Origin of the sequence: Qipengyuania citrea, from assembly GCF_024171405.1 — a bacterium.
Lineage (GTDB): Bacteria > Pseudomonadota > Alphaproteobacteria > Sphingomonadales > Sphingomonadaceae > Qipengyuania > Qipengyuania profunda.
Genome location: NZ_JALJZT010000002.1, coordinates 2,560,140 through 2,577,524, shown reverse-complemented (window position 1 = coordinate 2,577,524; position 17,385 = coordinate 2,560,140). Strand labels below are relative to the sequence as shown.

Annotated in this window: 17 protein-coding genes and 1 tRNA gene; 10 read left to right on the top strand and 8 right to left on the bottom strand. The window is 64.7% G+C overall.

Annotated elements, in window-relative coordinates; all coding sequences use genetic code 11:
• Nucleotides 1-89: 89 nt before the first annotated feature.
• Genes glmM through thiD form a run of 3 tightly spaced genes read left to right on the top strand, consistent with a single transcriptional unit; the run spans nucleotide 90 to nucleotide 2,478 of the window.
• Nucleotides 90-1,427: a phosphoglucosamine mutase gene (gene glmM / locus J2S32_RS13515; RefSeq protein WP_253522156.1), complete on the top strand. Its 1,338-nt coding sequence runs from the start codon at nucleotides 90-92 to the stop codon at nucleotides 1,425-1,427.
• Nucleotides 1,427-1,651 (top strand): DUF1272 domain-containing protein, encoded by a 225-nt coding sequence (locus tag J2S32_RS13510; protein WP_253522155.1) that lies wholly within the window; start codon nucleotides 1,427-1,429, stop codon nucleotides 1,649-1,651. The genes glmM and J2S32_RS13510 overlap by 1 nt, the downstream gene beginning before the upstream one ends.
• A gap of 8 nt (nucleotides 1,652-1,659) precedes the next feature.
• Nucleotides 1,660-2,478, top strand: a complete 819-nt coding sequence (gene thiD / locus J2S32_RS13505) for a bifunctional hydroxymethylpyrimidine kinase/phosphomethylpyrimidine kinase (protein WP_253523120.1) — start codon at nucleotides 1,660-1,662, stop codon at nucleotides 2,476-2,478.
• On the opposite strand, the gene J2S32_RS13500 is transcribed toward thiD, so the two are convergent.
• Together J2S32_RS13500 and J2S32_RS13495 are read right to left on the bottom strand one after the other, a co-directional pair.
• Nucleotides 2,460-3,350, bottom strand: coding sequence for an LOG family protein (locus J2S32_RS13500; RefSeq protein ID WP_253522153.1), 891 nt, complete (start codon nucleotides 3,348-3,350; stop codon nucleotides 2,460-2,462). The genes thiD and J2S32_RS13500 overlap by 19 nt on opposite strands.
• A gap of 52 nt (nucleotides 3,351-3,402) precedes the next feature.
• Nucleotides 3,403-3,478, bottom strand: a tRNA-Trp gene (locus tag J2S32_RS13495).
• Nucleotides 3,479-3,563: 85 nt separating this feature from the next.
• Between J2S32_RS13495 and aat the strand changes: the two genes are divergently transcribed.
• The gene (gene aat / locus J2S32_RS13490; RefSeq protein WP_253522151.1) at nucleotides 3,564-4,247 is read left to right on the top strand and encodes a leucyl/phenylalanyl-tRNA--protein transferase; all 684 of its coding nucleotides are present in this window, start codon (nucleotides 3,564-3,566) and stop codon (nucleotides 4,245-4,247) included.
• Here the strand turns inward: aat and J2S32_RS13485 are convergent.
• From J2S32_RS13485 to J2S32_RS13470, 4 genes are all read right to left on the bottom strand, one after another.
• Nucleotides 4,151-4,684, bottom strand: coding sequence for a DUF2155 domain-containing protein (locus tag J2S32_RS13485; RefSeq protein ID WP_253522150.1), 534 nt, complete (start codon nucleotides 4,682-4,684; stop codon nucleotides 4,151-4,153). The two genes, aat and J2S32_RS13485, sit on opposite strands and share 97 nt — an antisense overlap.
• Before the next feature lie 2 nt (nucleotides 4,685-4,686).
• On the bottom strand, nucleotides 4,687-5,085 hold the full coding sequence (locus tag J2S32_RS13480) for an NADH:ubiquinone oxidoreductase subunit NDUFA12 (RefSeq protein WP_253522149.1): 399 nt from the start codon (nucleotides 5,083-5,085) through the stop codon (nucleotides 4,687-4,689).
• A gap of 85 nt (nucleotides 5,086-5,170) precedes the next feature.
• A complete protein-coding gene (locus J2S32_RS13475) occupies nucleotides 5,171-5,695 on the bottom strand; it encodes a DUF192 domain-containing protein (RefSeq protein WP_253522148.1) in 525 nt (174 codons plus the stop codon).
• A complete protein-coding gene (locus tag J2S32_RS13470; protein WP_253522147.1) occupies nucleotides 5,662-6,246 on the bottom strand; it encodes a regulatory protein RecX in 585 nt (194 codons plus the stop codon). Before J2S32_RS13470 ends, J2S32_RS13475 begins: the two co-directional genes overlap by 34 nt.
• A 132-nt stretch (nucleotides 6,247-6,378) precedes the next feature.
• Here J2S32_RS13470 and J2S32_RS13465 point away from each other — a divergent pair, with 132 nt between their 5' ends.
• From J2S32_RS13465 to J2S32_RS13440, 6 genes are all read left to right on the top strand, one after another.
• Complete coding sequence (locus J2S32_RS13465) at nucleotides 6,379-8,127, top strand: fatty acyl-AMP ligase (RefSeq protein WP_253522146.1); 1,749 nt, start codon at nucleotides 6,379-6,381, stop codon at nucleotides 8,125-8,127.
• A gap of 164 nt (nucleotides 8,128-8,291) precedes the next feature.
• A complete protein-coding gene (locus tag J2S32_RS13460; protein WP_253522145.1) occupies nucleotides 8,292-9,506 on the top strand; it encodes a toxic anion resistance protein in 1,215 nt (404 codons plus the stop codon).
• Nucleotides 9,507-9,516: 10 nt separating this feature from the next.
• Nucleotides 9,517-10,275 (top strand): hypothetical protein, encoded by a 759-nt coding sequence (locus J2S32_RS13455; protein WP_253522143.1) that lies wholly within the window; start codon nucleotides 9,517-9,519, stop codon nucleotides 10,273-10,275.
• Nucleotides 10,275-10,577, top strand: a complete 303-nt coding sequence (locus J2S32_RS13450; protein WP_253522142.1) for a polyhydroxyalkanoic acid system family protein — start codon at nucleotides 10,275-10,277, stop codon at nucleotides 10,575-10,577. Before J2S32_RS13455 ends, J2S32_RS13450 begins: the two co-directional genes overlap by 1 nt.
• A gap of 145 nt (nucleotides 10,578-10,722) precedes the next feature.
• A complete protein-coding gene (locus tag J2S32_RS13445) occupies nucleotides 10,723-11,277 on the top strand; it encodes a biliverdin-producing heme oxygenase (RefSeq protein WP_253522141.1) in 555 nt (184 codons plus the stop codon).
• Nucleotides 11,277-13,823, top strand: a complete 2,547-nt coding sequence (locus J2S32_RS13440) for an HWE histidine kinase domain-containing protein (RefSeq protein ID WP_253522140.1) — start codon at nucleotides 11,277-11,279, stop codon at nucleotides 13,821-13,823. Before J2S32_RS13445 ends, J2S32_RS13440 begins: the two co-directional genes overlap by 1 nt.
• A gap of 22 nt (nucleotides 13,824-13,845) precedes the next feature.
• Here the strand turns inward: J2S32_RS13440 and J2S32_RS15770 are convergent, their stop codons facing one another.
• Together J2S32_RS15770 and J2S32_RS13430 are read right to left on the bottom strand one after the other, a co-directional pair.
• Entirely contained in the window at nucleotides 13,846-14,568 is a 723-nt protein-coding gene (locus tag J2S32_RS15770; RefSeq protein WP_301298947.1) for a TonB family protein, read from the bottom strand.
• Between the two features lie 116 nt (nucleotides 14,569-14,684).
• Nucleotides 14,685-17,240, bottom strand: a complete 2,556-nt coding sequence (locus J2S32_RS13430; protein WP_253522139.1) for a TonB-dependent receptor — start codon at nucleotides 17,238-17,240, stop codon at nucleotides 14,685-14,687.
• Nucleotides 17,241-17,385: the final 145 nt, after the last annotated feature.

Here is a 17,385-nt window from a genome sequence, read left to right as displayed (position 1 = left end):
GATATTGTACGCGAAAAGGGGGGCAGGCAGGCTTTTATTCGCGTGCCAATCGCGCCATGGGGGAGCCGACACAAGGAGACCGCCCGCAGATGGCACGCAAATTCTTCGGCACGGACGGCATCCGCGGACGCACCAACGAGGGTGTGATGACCGCCGCCACCGCCATGCGCGTCGGCCAGGCGGCGGGGACGCATTTCCTCCGCGGTGGGCATCGTCACCGGGTAGTGATCGGCAAGGACACGCGCCTGTCGGGCTATATGATGGAGAGCGCGCTGGTCGCGGGCTTCACCAGCGTCGGGATGGACGTGATCATGACCGGGCCGCTGCCGACCCCGGCGATCGCGCTGCTGACCCGCGAGATGCGCGCCGACCTGGGCGTAATGATCTCCGCCAGCCACAACCCGTTCGAGGACAATGGCATCAAGCTGTTCGGGCCCGACGGGTTCAAGCTGTCCGACGAGGCCGAGGCATCGATCGAACGCCTGCTCGAACAGGAACCGTTGCTGGTCCAGCCCGACCGGATCGGCCGCGCGCGCCGGATCGAGGACGCCCGTGGGCGCTATATCCACGCGGTGAAACAGTCGGTGGCAAGCGACATCCGCTTCGACGGGCTGAAAGTGGTGGTCGATTGCGCGCATGGCGCGGCCTACCAGGTCGCCCCCAGCGCGATCTGGGAATTGGGCGCAGAGGTCATCGCGATGGGCGTCGCGCCCGATGGCATCAATATCAACGACGGCGTCGGGTCCACCGCGCTCGACGCGATCAAGGCGCGCGTGGTCGAGGAAGGCGCCGACATCGGCATCGCGCTCGATGGCGATGCCGACCGGCTGATCGTGATCGACGAGAAAGGCAGGACAGTCGATGGCGACCAGCTGATGGGCCTGATCGCCAGCCGCCTGCAGGCGCGCGGCGACCTGACCGGCGGCGGCGTGGTCGCCACGGTCATGTCGAACCTCGGTCTGGAACGCTATCTCGCCGGTCTCGGCCTGACGCTCGAACGGACCAAGGTCGGCGACCGCTACGTGCTCGAGCGGATGCGCGAAGGCGGCTTCAATGTCGGCGGCGAGCAATCGGGCCACATGATCCTGACCGATCACGGCACCACCGGCGACGGTACGGTGGCCGCGCTGCGCGTGCTCGCGAGCCTGGTGCGTTCGGGCAAGCCGGCCAGCGAATTGCTGCATGTCTTCGACCCGGTCCCGCAATTGCTCAAGAATGTGCGCTATGCCGGCGGCACGCCGCTCGAGAACGAGACGGTCAAACAGGTCATTGCCGAGGCCGAGCAGGAGCTTGCGGGCAAGGGCCGCCTCGTCATCCGCCCCTCGGGGACCGAGCCGGTCATCCGGGTCATGGCCGAAGGCGACGATGCCGCCCAGGTCGAGGCCGTGGTCGACCGGATTTGCGCTGCTGTGAAAGAGGCCGCCTGATGCTTGAAATGCGCCCCGATTGCGAACGCTGCGGGACCGACCTTCCGGCCGAAAGTGCCGGTGCGTTCATCTGCAGCTTCGAATGCACCTTCTGCACCGAATGCGCCGAAGCGCTCGACGATGTCTGCCCCAATTGCAGCGGCGAGCTGATGGACCGCCCGACCCGCGCCAAGCAATTGCACGAGAAATTCCCGCCCGGCACGAAACGGAAGTTCGCCGGGTGAGCGACGCAATGACCCCGCGTATCCTCTCGATCGCCGGCTCCGACAGTTCGGGCGGCGCGGGTATCCAGGCGGATATCAAGACGATCACCATGCTGGGCGGTTATGCGATGACCGCGATCACCGCGGTGACGGCGCAGAACACGCTTGGCGTACAGGGGGTGGAGGCGCTGTCGCCGCAATTCGTGTTGCAGCAGGTCGATAGCTGCCTGTCCGACATCGGCGCCGACGCGATCAAGATCGGCATGCTGGGCTCACCCGAAACCGCGCGGCTGCTCGCCGAGCGGCTCGACACATTCGCCGGCCCGATCGTCTTCGATCCGGTGATGGTCGCCACCAGCGGCTCGGTGCTGGCGGACGAGGCGACAATCGCCGGCTTCGCTGCGCTGATGGAAATCGCCACCATCGTGACCCCCAACCTGCCCGAGCTCGAGGCGCTTACCGGGCGCACCGAGATCGCGGATGAGGACATGTTCGAGGCAGCGAAGGAACTGGCCGACCGGCACGGGGTCCAGGTGCTCGCCAAGGGCGGGCATGCAGGGGACGAAACGCAGGTGGTCGACCGGATCGCCTCGCCCAGCGGCAAATATGCCAGCTTCGCGCATTCGCGGATCGAAACGCGGCATACGCATGGGACGGGGTGCACGCTGTCTGCCGCGCTGGCGACCATGCTGGGCTATCGCCAGCCGCTCACCCACGCGATCCGCATTGCACGCGCCTTTACCCATGCCGCGATCGAGCAGGCGCCCGGTTTCGGCGAGGGATCAGGCCCGCTGGGCCATCACGCAGTCCGCAATCGCAGCGAGCGCGATCAGCAACCCAGATCGTAGAAGTCGCACAGATATTCCCATGCGTCTTCGGCGGTTTCGCACCAGCGGAACAGCTCGAGATCCTTCTTCGAGATCGTGCCTTCTTCCGCAATCGCTTCGAAATTGACCACGCGCGACCAGAAATCCTTGCCGAACAGCAGGATCGGGATGGGCTTCATCTTGCCCGTCTGGATCAGCGTCAGCAGTTCGAAGAATTCGTCGAACGTGCCGAACCCGCCGGGGAAGACCGCCACCGCGCGCGCGCGCAGCAGGAAGTGCATCTTGCGCAGCGCGAAATAGTGGAAGTTGAGCGACAGGTAGGGCGTCACATACTGGTTGGGCGCCTGTTCGTGCGGCAGGATGATGTTGAGGCCGATCGATTCGCCCCCCGCCTCGCTGGCGCCGCGATTGGCCGCCTCCATGATCGACGGACCGCCGCCCGAGCACACGACGAACTGGCGCTTGCCGTTTTCGATGATCGACTTCTCGGTCGCCATCTTGGCCAGCTTGCGCGCTTCTTCGTAATATTTCGACTTGGCGACCAGGCTTTCGACGATCTTGCGCTCTTCCTCGGGCAGGTCCTTGGCGCCTTCGAGCGCGGTATCTGCGGCTTCGGGAGGCGGGATCCGCGCGCTGCCATACATCACCAGCGTCGAGCCAACCCCGGCCTCGTCGAGGACCATTTCGGGCTTGAGCAATTCGAGCTGGAAGCGCACCGGGCGCAGTTCCTCGCGCAGGAGGAAGTCCGTATCCTGGAACGCCAGCTTGTAGCTGGGATGCTCGGTCTGCGGGGTATGGGATTCGAGGCCCTGTTTTTCGAACCGGGCTTCCTGTTTGGCGGCGTAGAATTTGCGGTCTTCGATACCGCGCCGGCGCTTTTCATCTTCTGTCATCTGGCGCGCGATAGGCCGCGCTTGCGGCAACGACAAGTCATCGAAGAAGAAATGGCAGGGGTGACAGGATTCGAACCCGTGGCCCTCGGTTTTGGAGACCGATGCTCTACCAGCTGAGCTACACCCCTGCAGGAAGGGCGCGCATTAGGGGGACCAATCGCACTTGGCAAGGTCCATATCGCCAGAGGCATGGAAGTGCTAAGATGCTCCGCGATGCACGCCCCCGCCACATCCCGGATACCCGTCGAATTGCTGCTGCGCGCCTATCGCGGGGGAATCTTCCCGATGGCCGACCATCGCAGCGATCCCGAAGTCTATTGGGTCGAGCCGCGCGAACGCGCGATCATCCCGCTCGATGGTTTCCGCCTGTCGAAGAGTTTGAAGAAGACGCTGCGGCAGGATCGCTTCCGTGTCACCTGCAATGCCGATTTCGCCGGGGTCATCGCCGAATGCGCAGCCCCGCGCGAAGAACATGCCGAAAGCTGGATCAGCCACCGGATCGAGGCCAGCTACAACGCGCTGCATCTGGCAGGGCATGCGCATTCGATCGAATGCTGGCAGGGCGGCGCACTGGTCGGCGGGCTGTATGGCGTCGGTTTCGACCGGGTGTTCTGCGGCGAAAGCATGTTCAGCCGCACGCCCGATGCCAGCAAGGTGGCGCTGGCGTGGCTGGTCGCGGCGATGCGCGAGGCGGGCTATGCGCTGCTCGACTGCCAGTTCATGACCGAACACCTGGCGACCATGGGCGCAGTGGCAGTCAGCCAAGCGCAATATATGCAGATGATGGCCCGGCTGGAGGGTTATCCGGTGGCCGCGTTGCCCGATGTCGTCGCGCGATTCGGCGCATCTTCCTCACCCGGAAAATCCATCACGCAGTCCTTGATCCAGACGTCGTAGATCGGGTGTTCGACCACGTTGAGGCTGGGCGAGTTCTTGAACAGCCAGCCCGAGAAGACCTTGCGGAAATTGTCCTCGGTCCCGCGTTCCTTGACCAGCACCTGCACGAAACCGCCGGTTTCCTTGGGCATTTCCCACGGCGCGGTGCGCTCGCAGGCCTGCAGGCGGACGATCACATCGCCGACCCGCTGCTGCTCGCCGGGGCGCAGTTCGAGGTCCTGGCTGACATTGTTGCGCTTGTTGAGCAGGCCGAGCGTGGCGACACGCTCTGCCATCGGCGTGCCCAGACCCGCTTCGGCGGCGGGACGCGCGGGCAATTCGCCCTGCTGCAGTTCCTCGGGAATAGTGGTCGCGGTCGCATCGGCGGGCGCGTCCGCTTGCTGGTCACAGGCCGCGACCAGCGCCGCCGTGGCCAGGAGGGCAAGCGCCCCGCGCATCGTCACGCCTCGGGCGACCAGGCTTCGTAATCACCCGTCGCGCGGGCGCGTTTGCCGCCGCGCTCGAGCGCACCGGCGGGGCGATAGGCAGTCGCCGTACCCGTGGCATTGGGCGTGTAATCGGTTTCCCAGATCCGCGCCGCGGGCAGATTGCTTTCGGGTACGTCGTCGAACGAGCCGTGGAGCCAGCCGTGCCATTCGCTCGGCACGCGGCTGGCATCGTTGGCACCCTCATAGATCACCCAGCGCCGCTCGCGGCCATCGCCGCTCTTCTTTTTCGAGCGGTAATAGGCGTTGCCCTGCGCATCGGTGCCAACCTGCTCGCCATTGCGCGACGACCACAGGAGCGTGCCGATCGTGGCGCCGTCCCACCAGGTAAAAATCTTGCCGAGGATGTTCATGGCCGCGCGATTAGCCGTTTATTTGCCGGGCCTCAAGCGCCGCCGTGCGCAACCGCGCACTTGGGCTTCCGCTCGTGCGTGATCCCTACCATTCGACCAGGTCGCCCGGGGCGATGCCCAGTTCCTCCGCCCGGCCCCCACGCAATTCGAGCACGCCGAGCACCGGGCCGACTGAATAGACCGGTTCGAGCGAATAGGGCTCGGTCATCGCGGCGATATTGCTGATGCGCCCATCCGGACCGATGTAGATGATATCGAGCGCAAGCGGGGTGTTCTTCATCCAGAAGCTTTGCGCAGTGGTCCCCTCATAGGGGAAGATCATGCCTTCATGATCGCCGAGCTCGGTGCGGAACATCAGCCCGCGCGCCTGTGTTTCGGGCGTATCGGCCAGTTCCGCCGCAATCGCGATCTGGCCATCGTCGGTCGTCACGGTCAGCGGGATCACCTTGAGTCCCGAGATCGGGTGCGTCGTCGCCGTCTCGGCGCCCGCACCGGCAGGCTCGGCGGACGATTCGGCCTGCGTCTGGGGTGAACAGGCCAGCAGCGCGGCCAGCCCTGCCATCGCGGCCAGGCGCTTTATTGCTCCTCGTCCCGTGCTTCTGCGACCCATTCCTCAAGCTCCTCGACCGTGCGCGCCTCGACGATGCGCCGTGCTATATCGAAATCATGGCCCGCGCGCACCAATGCGGCAAGCCGCTTTTCCCGTAGCTTGCGCGCTTCCTCGGGCCCCAGGTCTGCGTGCTGCCCGAACGGCCCGAAGCCGCGCTTGCGCGCCAGTACCAGCGCCGCCTGGCGCTTCTGCGCCTCTCCCGGCTCGAGCGAATGGCGCAAATCCTCGTCGATCCCGGCAGACCGCAGCGCCTGATCGACCCGCCGCGCGCCATAACCGCGCGCCACCAGATCGCCCGCCTTGGCGCGGCCATAGGCTTCGTCGTCGACATAGCCCCGCTCGACGAATGTCGCGATCAGCCTGTCGAGATCGGGCTCCTCGTCTTCGGTGAACCCGCGTTCGCGCAGCTTGCGCTGGAGGTAGGCGCGCAGCTTGCCCGCGCTGGTCGCGAAACGCGCGACATAAGCCACCGCCAGCTCCTCCAGCCGCGTGCGATCAAGCGGTTTTGCCCGGCGGCGGGTGCGGCCCGATGTTGCGCGTTCATCATCCATCGGCCATATTCCTGCCACACTCCTTTAAGATTGGGAAACATGGGAGAGCGCGCGATCTTCCAGATCGTGTGAGACATCAAGCAATGAGGGAAGCCGCAAGGCCCCAGCTATTCACGGGTATCGCCGATAATTATGACCGACGCCGTACTGACGCCGACGCCGAACGACTGCGACCTACCGCGTCGCCGTTCCGATTTCGCGACCTTCAACGAGGCCATCGACTACGCTGCGCGCAGCGATAAGGGTCTCAATTTCCACGACATGCGCGGGACGCTCGAACGCGTCTATCCCTATGCGCAAATGCGCGAGGATGCGCTTGAAGCGGCTTACCGGCTCGTGGCGATGGGGATCGGCAAGGAAGACCGCGTCGCGCTGGTGGCCGAGACCAGCCCCGAGTTCGCCGCACTGTTCTGCGCCTGCACGCTGATGGGCGCCTGGCCGGTGCCGCTGCCGCTGCCGACGACCTTCGGCGGCAAGGAAAGCTATATCGAGCAGCTTTCGGTCCAGTTGAAGAGCGCGGACCCGACGATTCTGATCTATCCCGGCGAAATTGCCGAAATGGCCAAGGCCGCGGCCGACCGGCAGGGTTGCGGCGGCGAAAGCTGGGACGATTTCGCGCAGCGCCCGGCGCCGCCGGTCGACCTGCCCGAAGCGCAGCCCGAAGATATTTGCTACCTGCAATATTCCTCGGGTTCGACCCGCTTCCCGACCGGGGTCGCGGTCACGCATGAAGCGCTGCTGCACAATTTGCGCGGTCATGCCGAATCGATGGAAATCGGCATGAACGACCGCGTGGTCAGCTGGCTGCCGTGGTATCACGACATGGGGCTGGTCGGCTGCTTCCTGTCGCTGGTCGCCAACCAGGTATCGGTCGATTACCTGCGCACCGAACATTTCGCGCGCCGCCCGCTGGCCTGGCTCGACCTGATCAGCCGCAACCATGGCACCACGCTGAGCTATTCGCCGACCTTCGGCTACGACATCTGCGCCCGCCGGATTTCCAGCCAGAGCAGCGTGGCCGACCGCTTCGACCTGTCGCGCTGGCGCGTCGCGGGCAATGGCGCGGACATGATCCGCCCCGACGTGATGCAGAACTTCGTGAACGCCTTCGCCGGCGCGGGCTTCCAGGCGAACAGTTTCAATCCCAGCTACGGCCTCGCCGAAGCGACGCTGGCGGTCACGGTGATGCCGCCGGGCGAAGGGATCCGCGTCGAACTGGTCGAGGAGGAACGCCTCTCTGGCCGCCCGCGCGACCTGTCCAAGCCCGCGCGCTACCGCGCCATCGTCAATTGCGGCAAGCCGATCCCCGGCATGGAAGTCGAGATCCGCGGCGAGAACGACCAGCTTCGCGGCGACCACCAGATCGGCAAGGTCTGGTGCCGCGGGAAGAGCGTGATGCACTCCTATTTCCGCAACGAGGAAGCGACCACCGACTGCCTCGTCGCCAAGGACAATGGGGACGTCTGGCTCGACACGGGCGACATGGGCTACATGGGCGATGGCTATCTGTTCATCGTCGGCCGCGCCAAGGACATGATCATCATCAACGGCAAGAACCTGTGGCCGCAGGACATCGAATGGGCGGTCGAACAATTGCCGGGCTTCAACCATGGCGACATCGCGGCCTTCTCGATCGATACCGAGGCGGGCGAGGAAGCCCCCGCGGTGCTGGTGCACTGCCGCGTGTCCGACCCGGTCGAGCGGATCAAGCTGCGCGACCAGATCGCCGACAAGGTCCGCGGCGTCACCGGGATGAGCTGCGTGGTCGAGCTGGTCCCGCCGCGCACGCTGCCGCGCACCAGTTCGGGCAAGCTCAGCCGGGCCAAGGCGAAAAAACAGTATCTTGCAGGCGAAATCGTCCCGCTCGACCTCGCCGCCTGAGGCCTGCGCCAACGCGGCCCTCCGCGCGACGGACCACCGGCAGAATTGCCTTGCGCTTCGCGCCATCGGCGCGGCACTATCGGCGCGCCGCGCGACTGCGCGCTTGAAGATCGTGTATTGCCACCCTAATACAGGATTATAGCCGCTTGGAGAGATCTGCGCCCATGAGCGATACGAAAACGCCGACCGCAACTGCCACCGAAACCGCCTTCGACCTCACGCCGCCCGATCCCGTGCCCGAGGTCAAGCCGGAGAAGGCTGCGGGCCTCGTCCCGGTTTCGGAAGAGGTGAAGAGCAAGCTGCAGACCAAGGTCGACGGCTTCGTCGCCGATCTGATCGCCGAGGATGCGAATTCTCCCGAATTCGGCAAGAAGGTCGACCAGCTGACCAATATGGGCCGCAAGGAAATCATGGCCGCGGCGGGCATGTCGAACCGCTTCCTCGACCGCCCGGTGCGCGCGATGGACAAGGACGAAGGCGTCGGCGCCAATCTTTCCGAATTGCGCCGCGTGGTCGAGGACCTCGACCCGGGCAAGCGCGGCAAGCTGTCGGGTCCGCGCAAGATCCTCGGCATCATTCCCTTCGGCAACAAGCTGACCAATTACTTCCGCAGCTACCAGAGCGCGCAGACGCATATCCAGTCGATCCTCAACAACCTCGCCAGCGGCAAGGACGAGCTGATCATGGACAATGCCGCGATCGACGTCGAACGGCAGAAATTGTGGGAGGCGATGGGCAATCTGGAACAGATGATCCACATCTCCAACTCGCTCGACGCGAAGCTGGAGGAAAAGGCCGCCGAACTCGATGCGACCGATCCGGCCAAGGCCAAGGCGGTGCGCGAAACCGCGCTGTTCTATGTCCGCCAGCGCACGCAGGATTTGCTCACCCAGATGGCGGTGAGCGTGCAGGGCTATCTTGCGCTCGATTTGGTGAAGAAGAACAATGTCGAGCTGGTGAAGGGTGTCGACCGCGCCAGCACCACCACCGTCGGCGCGCTGCGCACGGCAGTGACCGTGGCCGAGGCGATGACCAACCAGCGCCTCGTGCTGGGCCAGATCACCGCGCTCAACGAAACCACTGCGGGCATCATCGACAGCACCAGCACGCTGCTGCGCGACCAGACCGGCAAGATCCACGAACAGGCCGCGGCGAGCACGATCCCGCTGGAAACGCTGCAACGCGCCTTCCAGAACATCTACGACACGATGGACGAGGTCGACAGCTTCAAGCTGCGCGCGCTCGACAGCATGAAGCAGACGGTCACGCTGCTGACCGACGAGGTCGAGAAGTCGAAGGGCTACATCGCGCGCGCCGAAGGCCAGTCACAGGCGCAGAAGCAGGTCGCCGAAAGCAGCCTGCTGAGCATCGAGGGCTGAGGGCGGCATCGTGAACGACCTCACCCGCGACAGCGACCGCATATTGTCCGAGAGCAAGGCGCTGGTGCGCGACAACCGCGAGGGCGGCCGCCACCGGCGCGCGCCCTCGATCGGGCAGGGATCGGCCAAGGCCAAGCGCGACCACTTGATGCAAAAGGTGCGCAACCTCCTGATCGCGGTGGCCGTCATCTGGGTGGGAGCCGGAATTGCCGGGGCGATCTTCAGCGGCATCGGTTTCTGGGGCGTCATGGCTGTGGTTGTCGCCACGGCCATCGCTACCGCAATCTTCTCCAGTTATCCGAAGATCAAGACGCCCAAGCGCGCCGACATCAACAAGGGCAACGTCCAGCAGATGGTCGGCCGCACCGAGCTGTGGCTCGAAGCGCAGCGCCCCGCCCTGCCCCCGCCCGCGGCACAGATCGTCGGCGATATGGGCGTCCAGCTCGACGCGCTGGGCCTGCAGCTCGAAGGGCTCGACCAGGACCATCCCAAGGCGCGCGAAGTGCGCAGCCTGGTGGGCGAGCAATTGCCGCAGATGATCGACAGCTACCAGCGGATCCCGGCGCATCTGCGCAAGGAAGAACGCGCCGGCGCGACCCCGGACCAGCAGCTGACCGACAGCCTCGGCAAGATCAGCGGCGAGATCGATTCGATCACCCGGCAGCTGGCCGAAGGCTCGCTCGACGATCTGGCGATCAAGCACCGCTATCTCGACTACAAATTTGGCGAAGGGGCGCAGACCAGCCCGCAACTGGAGCACAAGAACTGATGCGCGTTCCCATTTCCCACAGCCTCGGCAAGGAAGAAGTGCGACGCCGCCTCCAGTCACACAGCCACGAGATCGCCCAGTATATCCCCGGCGGCATGGCCGACGTCACCACCAGCTGGCCGAGCGAGGACCGGATGGACCTGGCGGTCAGGGCCATGGGCCAGGGCGTCGACGGCTGCGTGATCATCGAGGACGACCAGGTGGTGTTCGAGGTCAATCTGCCGCCCGCGCTGTCCTTCGTCGAACCGATGGTCGCCAGCGCGATCCGCAAGCAGGGCCAGAAACTGATCGCGCCGAAGTAATTTCGCCCGCGCCGCCGAGAAATTTTCCCGACTGCGGAACGATCTCCTTTGCGGAGCGCTCTGCACTGGGGCGGATCAGGAATCCGGATGCGGATGCATGGCTGATCCACATGGGGCAAGACGGTAGGGAAGCGAGGCCGAGCGAATGCCGGTAGCAAACGGGGCGTGTCGCTCCACCAGGACTTATCTCAAGAACGGAACTGCGGCGAGCCATGACCGGCTCGATACGCGGCTGGGCGCGCTGGTGACGGGCGATGCGCGCGATTATGCAGCGTTTCTCGATATCCAGTACCGCGCGCGCGTGGGCGTCGAAGACTGGCTGGCCGGCAGCGGGACCCCGCCGCCATGCCAGAGCAATTTGCTGGCGCAGGACATGTCCGCGCTGGGACGCGCGGTCCCCGAAGATGCCCCGGCCTTCACCCCTCCCGCGGGTAGCGACGCGCTGGGCGTATGCTGGGTGCTGGCGGGATCATCGCTGGGCAATCGCGCAATCCTCGCGCGGCTCAGGAAAAACAAGGTGGACTGGCCGGTCGATTTCCTGTCCGACATTGGCATGACCACCTATTGGCGAAGCCTGCTGCCCGCGCTCGAACGACCGCATTCCATCGCCATGGACGAAGCCGCCTTGCACGCGGCGCAAGCCACCTTTTCCCACTTTAACGCGATCGTGGCCGACAGCCTCGCGCGCGAGGCCGCATAATGAACCCGCAGGACGTCAATCTTTCCAATTGCGATCGCGAACCGATTCACCAGCTTGGCCGGATCCAGGGTTTCGGCGCGCTTATCGCGGTCAATTCCGACTGGTTCGTCGCGCATCGCTCGACCAATCTGGAAGCCCTGTTCGGCGCCGGCCGCACGGTCGAAATCGGGGATCGTCTCTCGCAGCTGCTCTCCCCCGCCGCATTGCAGCAACTGCGCAGTTCGGCCACCGCGCTGACCATGCCCGACCAGGTCGAACGGCTGTTCGGTCTCGCGCTGTTCGACACCGACGCGCTGTTCGATTGTGCGCTGCACAGTTCGGACGGGAACACGGTGATCGAGATCGAACCGCATGCGGCGGGCGATCTCAACCGCCAGCTGAGCATTCTGCGGCCGATCATGACCCGGCTGGAAAAGCATACCGAAGTGCAGCCCTTGGTCGACGAAGCCGCCCGCCAGTTGCGGCTGGCGCTGCAGATCGACCGCGTCATGGTCTATCGCTTCCGCGAGGATCTGTCGGGCGAAGTCATCGCCGAAGCCGCGCGCGACGATCTCGAGAAATTCCACGGCCTGCGCTATCCGCGTTCGGACATCCCCGACCAGGCGCGCGCGCTTTATGTCCGCAACCGCTTCCGCATCATTGCCGATGTCGAGGCCGAGCCGGTCCCGGTCGAACCCGGCGTGTCACTCGATGGCGAGCCGCTCGACCTCAGCATGAGCACGCTGCGCGCGGTTTCGCCGATCCATATCGAATATCTCAAGAACATGGGCGTCGGCGCTTCGCTGTCGATCTCGATCATTATCGGCGGGAAGCTGTGGGGGCTGTTCGCCTGCCATCATTACGGCCCCAAACTGCTCCCTTATTCGCAGCGCACCGCAGCCGAGCTGTTCTCCGAATTCTTCTCGCTGACGCTCGACCGTACGCTGGCCCGCCAGAGCGCGGATCGCCGCGAAATGGGGCGCGAGGTCCACACCCGGCTGATGCGCGATGTCGTCGCTGGTACCCCGCTGTCCGCCAGCCTGCCGATGATCGAACCGGTCATCCAGCAGGTCATCCCGCATGACGGGGTGAGCATTTTCGTCGAGGACATTTACGACGCGCGCGGCTCTGCTCCCAATGAGGAAGAATTCCGTGCGATCGTCGCCAATCTCAACGGCACCGCGACCAGCAAGCTGCTCGCCACCGAGGCGATTGCCGAACGCCTCCCGCGCGCTGCCCGGTTTGCCGACCGGGCGACGGGCGCGCTGGTCATCCCGGTCTCGCGCACGCCGCGCGATTACCTGATCCTGTGGCGCAAGCCGCTCACCCAGACCGTGACCTGGGCCGGCAATCCCGAAAAGGCGGTCGAGGCTGGTCCCAATGGCGACCGGCTGACCCCGCGCAAGAGCTTCGAGGCCTGGCGCGAAACGGTCGAGGGCCGCGCCGAGAAATGGTCGCGCGCCGAGATCGAAATTGCCGAGAGCCTGCGCGTCACGCTGCTCGAGATCATCCTGCGGCTGACCGACGAGGCGGTGACCGAACGCGCCCGCGCGCAGCAGCAGCAGGAATTGCTGATCGCGGAGCTCAACCACCGCGTACGCAATATCCTTAACCTGATCCGCGGGCTGATCAACCAGTCCAAGGGCGATGCGCGCGATATCGAGAGTTTCGTCGAAATCGTCGCGGGCCGGGTCGCCTCGCTTGCGTCGGCGCATGACAACATCACCAAGGGCAATTGGTCGCACGCGCCCTTCTCGGAGCTGATCGAGACCGAGGCCAATGCCTATCTTTCAGCGAGCCGGGACCGGCTCGACCTGCGCGGCCCCGAAGCGATGATCGCGCCCGAAGCCTATACGGTGATGGCGCTCGTGATCCACGAGATGATAACCAATTCGGCTAAATATGGCTCGCTTAGCGATCAATCGGGCAAGCTTGAGGTGGAAGTGACCCGCGACTCCGAGGACAATTTCTGCGCGCAATGGCGCGAAAGCGGCGGGCCTCCGGTCAAGCCGCCCAGCCGCCGCGGGTTCGGCAGCACGATCACCGAACGCTCGATCCCCTACGAACTCGATGGCACCGCCGAGATCAATTACCGCTTGGAGGGTGTCGAGGCCCGGTTCTGCATCCCCGCGCGCTATGTCGAATGGCGTTCGCGCGATGGCGAAAAGAGCGCAGCGGCCAAGCCGAAGAAGGACGCCCGGTTGGAAAACCTGCCCGCCAGTGTGCTGCTGGTCGAAGACAGCATGATCATCGCGCTCGATGCGGAAGATTGCCTCAAGGAACTCGGGATCGGGACCGTGCGGATCGAAAGCTCGGTCGCAGCGGCGCTCGACGCATTGACGAAGAGCCAGCCCGAACTGGCCATTCTAGACTACAATCTGGGCAAGGAAAACAGCGAGCCGATCGCCGCCAGGCTCAGGGAGATGGGCGTGCCGTTCTGGCTGGCGACGGGCTATGGCGAAATGCAGGACCGGCTCGAAGAACTGGGCGCATCGGGCCTGCTGACCAAGCCTTACGGCAAGGACGAGCTGGTCGAAGTGATCGGCAGCTACGACAAGGACGACTGACCCCGCGGCCCGTGCGGCGCGGCTAGTTGAAGAAGCGCTGCTGGTAGTGGAACGTCGCGGCAACCGGGTTGCCACTCGCATCGCGCGCCGGTTCGAAGCGCAACTGGTCGAGCGCGAGGCGGCAGACCGCCGCATCGGTTTCGGGGAACGGGCTGGGCCGGTAGATGCTGCAGCGCGTCGCGCGCCCCTGCGCCGACACGGTCAGCCTGACGATGACCGACTGGCCGATCCGCGCCTGGCGTCCGCCCGGCGGAACGGGAAAGGCGCTTGCATCGGTAATCGCGCGCGTCAGCACCGGCTTGGTCGCCGCCCCCCCGCCCTGGCCGCCGCCGCCTTCGCCGCTGCCCGTACCCTCGCCCGACCCGGACCGGCCGGTGCCCTGCCCCTGATCGGTCGCGCCGGCGGTATTTGCCGTCCCGGTGGAGGAGGCACGCGGTGCCGGCGGATCCTCGCGCATGCGCCGCTCGGGCTCGGGCGCGGTGACCGCATCGGGCACCGCCTCGCGCCCCGGATCGCCTTGCGCGCCTTCGGGCTCGGGCTCGGTCGGTTCGGGTTCTTCTTCGGGCGTGGATACCGTGACGGTGAAGGCCGAGACCACCGAGCGCTCCACCCCGGAGACGGCGGTCGGCGCCAATGCGCGCGCCAGCAGGTAGAACAGGCCGAGGTGGATCAGCGCGATCAGCGCGATCACCCAGGGATTGAGGCGCTTCTTGGTCTGCGCATAGCGGGTCGCGGGTTCGGCCATCGGGCGATCATGGCAAAGCCGCCCGACCGGGTCCAGCGGCATGGAAAAAGGGCGGCCCTCCCGAAGGAGGACCGCCCCGTAGTCTGCACATGGGGCCGAGCCCCATGCCGGTTATCTTAGTAGCCGAGGATCAGCGAAACGCTGGCTGCCCGCGGCGGACCCATCTGCACGAAGGGCAGATCGCCCGAGGTGAGGCCGCCACCGAAGCCGCCGACATAGAGCTCGTCGAACAGGTTGGTGATGTTGAACTGCACCGCGGCATCGCGACCGTTGAAGTATTCGCCAAGGCGAACACGCAGGTCGATATCCACCAGCGTGTAGCTGTCGACGGTCGCCGGGAAGCCGACGCTTTCGCCGACGAAGCCCTGCGGATCGCGCGGGAGGTTTTCGTCGTTCACGTAGCGCTTGCCGGTGTGCTTGACCTGCACGCCGAGTTCTGCCGGGCCGAAGTTGTACTGGCCACGTGCGCCAACCGTGAAGGTCGGTGCGCCGCTTTCACGCTTGCCGGCAGTCTGGGCGAATTCGCCCGCGTCCAGCTGCACGTTGTCGCGGATTTCCGATTCGTTGAGCGAACCGAAGACATAGAGCAGCGTGTTCGGGGTGGGGCTGTAAGCCACCGAGGCATCGATGCCGTACTTGTCGACGACACCCAGGTTACGGGTGATCGTTTCGTCGAGGATCGGATCGTAGGCGGTTGCACGGCGATTGTTGTACCGCGTGTACCAGCCGACCAGCTGCGCCTGAAGGTCGCCATTCTGGAAACGCAGGCCAAGGTCGAAGCTGTCGGTGGTTTCGGCCACCGGACGCGCGCTTTCGACATCGGGGAAGTAGATCGAGTCGTAGAGCTCGTCCGTACCCGGGACCGAAAGACCCTTGCCGTAGTTGCCGAAGAACGATGCATCACCGAATTCATAGGTGAAGCCGACGTTCGGCAGCAGCTTGTCGTAATTGTATTCACGCGACTGCGGCGGAGCCGAACCGCTGATGACTTCACCGGTGTTGGGGTCGGTCACATAGGGGTTGGCGGCTTCGTATGCAGCGCTCACACCGCCGACGCAGTCGAGGAAACCGCTGGCCGAGGTGGTGTAGCAGAACTGGTTCAGGTCGCGCTTGTAGAAGGGCACGCTGAGACCGAGGACTGCGGTGAAGTCGTCGAAGAAGCGACCACGATATTCACCCGCAACCTTGTGCAGCGTCGCATAGGACTGGCGATCGCGCTTGTTGAGCACGAAGCCGTCCGCAGTGGCCAACGGGTTATTGATCGGGAAGACATCCGCGATTTCGCCATTGGCGAGAGCGACCGAGGTCTGGCCCGTCTGACGGTGGTTGGCATCGTCATAGGTGTAGCTCAGGCGAACGCGGTGATCGTCGTTGATCTCGTAAGCCAGGTTGGCAATCACGCCGAACCGGCGCGTGCGGGTCTGGCTCGGATCGTGACCCGTGACTTCGTCGAGCGTGTCGCCGTCGCCGTTGAGGTCGCGACCGAAGTAGTAACGGCCGCCGATGAAGCCGGTCATGTCGACGCCGCCGACATCACGCGTGCCTTCGAGCAGTTCTTCGTCACCGCCGCCATTGGCCTTGACGTACTGGTAGCTCGGATCGACCGTCAGGATCAGGCCGTCAGCCAGCGTGAAGCGCGACGAACCGCGGATGTTGCCGGTGTTCGACGGATTGAAGCGGCGATCGAATTCGGCACCGCAATTGTTGTCGCTGCCGGCAGTGCCCGGGGTCGGGCCCTCGACGGTGCAGGGATAGTTGATTTCGTAGAACCGTTCTTCCTTGGTCGCCGGGAAACGGTTGGTGAAGCCCGAACCGGGCTCGAAGTCCGGATCGACGCGGAGCGGAACCGAACCGAAGAAATTGTTGCGGTTCTGGTTGTAGTGACCGGCAATGGCAACGAAATCGCCATTGTCGCCGATGTCCTGCCAGATGCGGCCGTTATACTGCTGCTTCTCGACCACGCCGTAATTGTTGAACGGGTTGTTGTAGCGCGTGAAGCTGGCCGAGGCGAAAGCCTTGGTGCCCATGCCGGTGATGTCGCCGGTATCGATCATCACAAAGCCGCGGCCATAGAGACGGCTGCGGTCGTAGTTCGCATTGTTGCCCTCGGCGAAGATGTCGCCGGCGGTCAGCGTCATGGTGACGCCGAAATCGTCGGCCGGCTCGCGCGTACGGATGTTGATCGTGCCACCGACGGCCGAAGCGGTCGGGCTGTCGACGTCGGTCATGCCGAGGTTGACGCTGATCGATTCGAGAACTTCGGGATCGACCTGCTGGTTGGTGTAGAGCGCATAGTTGCCCGAGTCGTTCAGCGGCAGGCCGTCGAGCGTCTGCGAGATGCGGCTGTCGTCGAAACCGCGGATGGTGAAGCTACCGCCCGACGAACCCCAGGGATCGTTGTTCTGGAAGCTGACACCCGGAACCAGGTTGACGATGTCGTTGACCGTCTGGCCGGGGCGCTGGCGGCGGATGATTTCCTCGCCCAGAACCTGTTTCGCCTTCGGCGTGTTGGGCATGTCGACACCGCCGACGCCGGTGGTGCGAGCACCTGAAACGATGATGACCGAGTCGTCGAAATCGACCGAACCGGTCGACTGTGCGGCGGCCGGGGCGGCGACCATTGCACTGGCGGTGCTGACCACCGATGCGGCCAGGAGATATTTGAACTTCATCGAGAGGATCCCTTCGTCTCGTTAAAAGTAGGCTGGTACGTCAAAGCCAGCTCCCTTTGCGGGGAGGACGTTGCGCCAAAGCGATCTTTTTATGACATGATCAAGACATGTATTGCACCTGCGAGACGTTTCGCTGCAGCGCAAT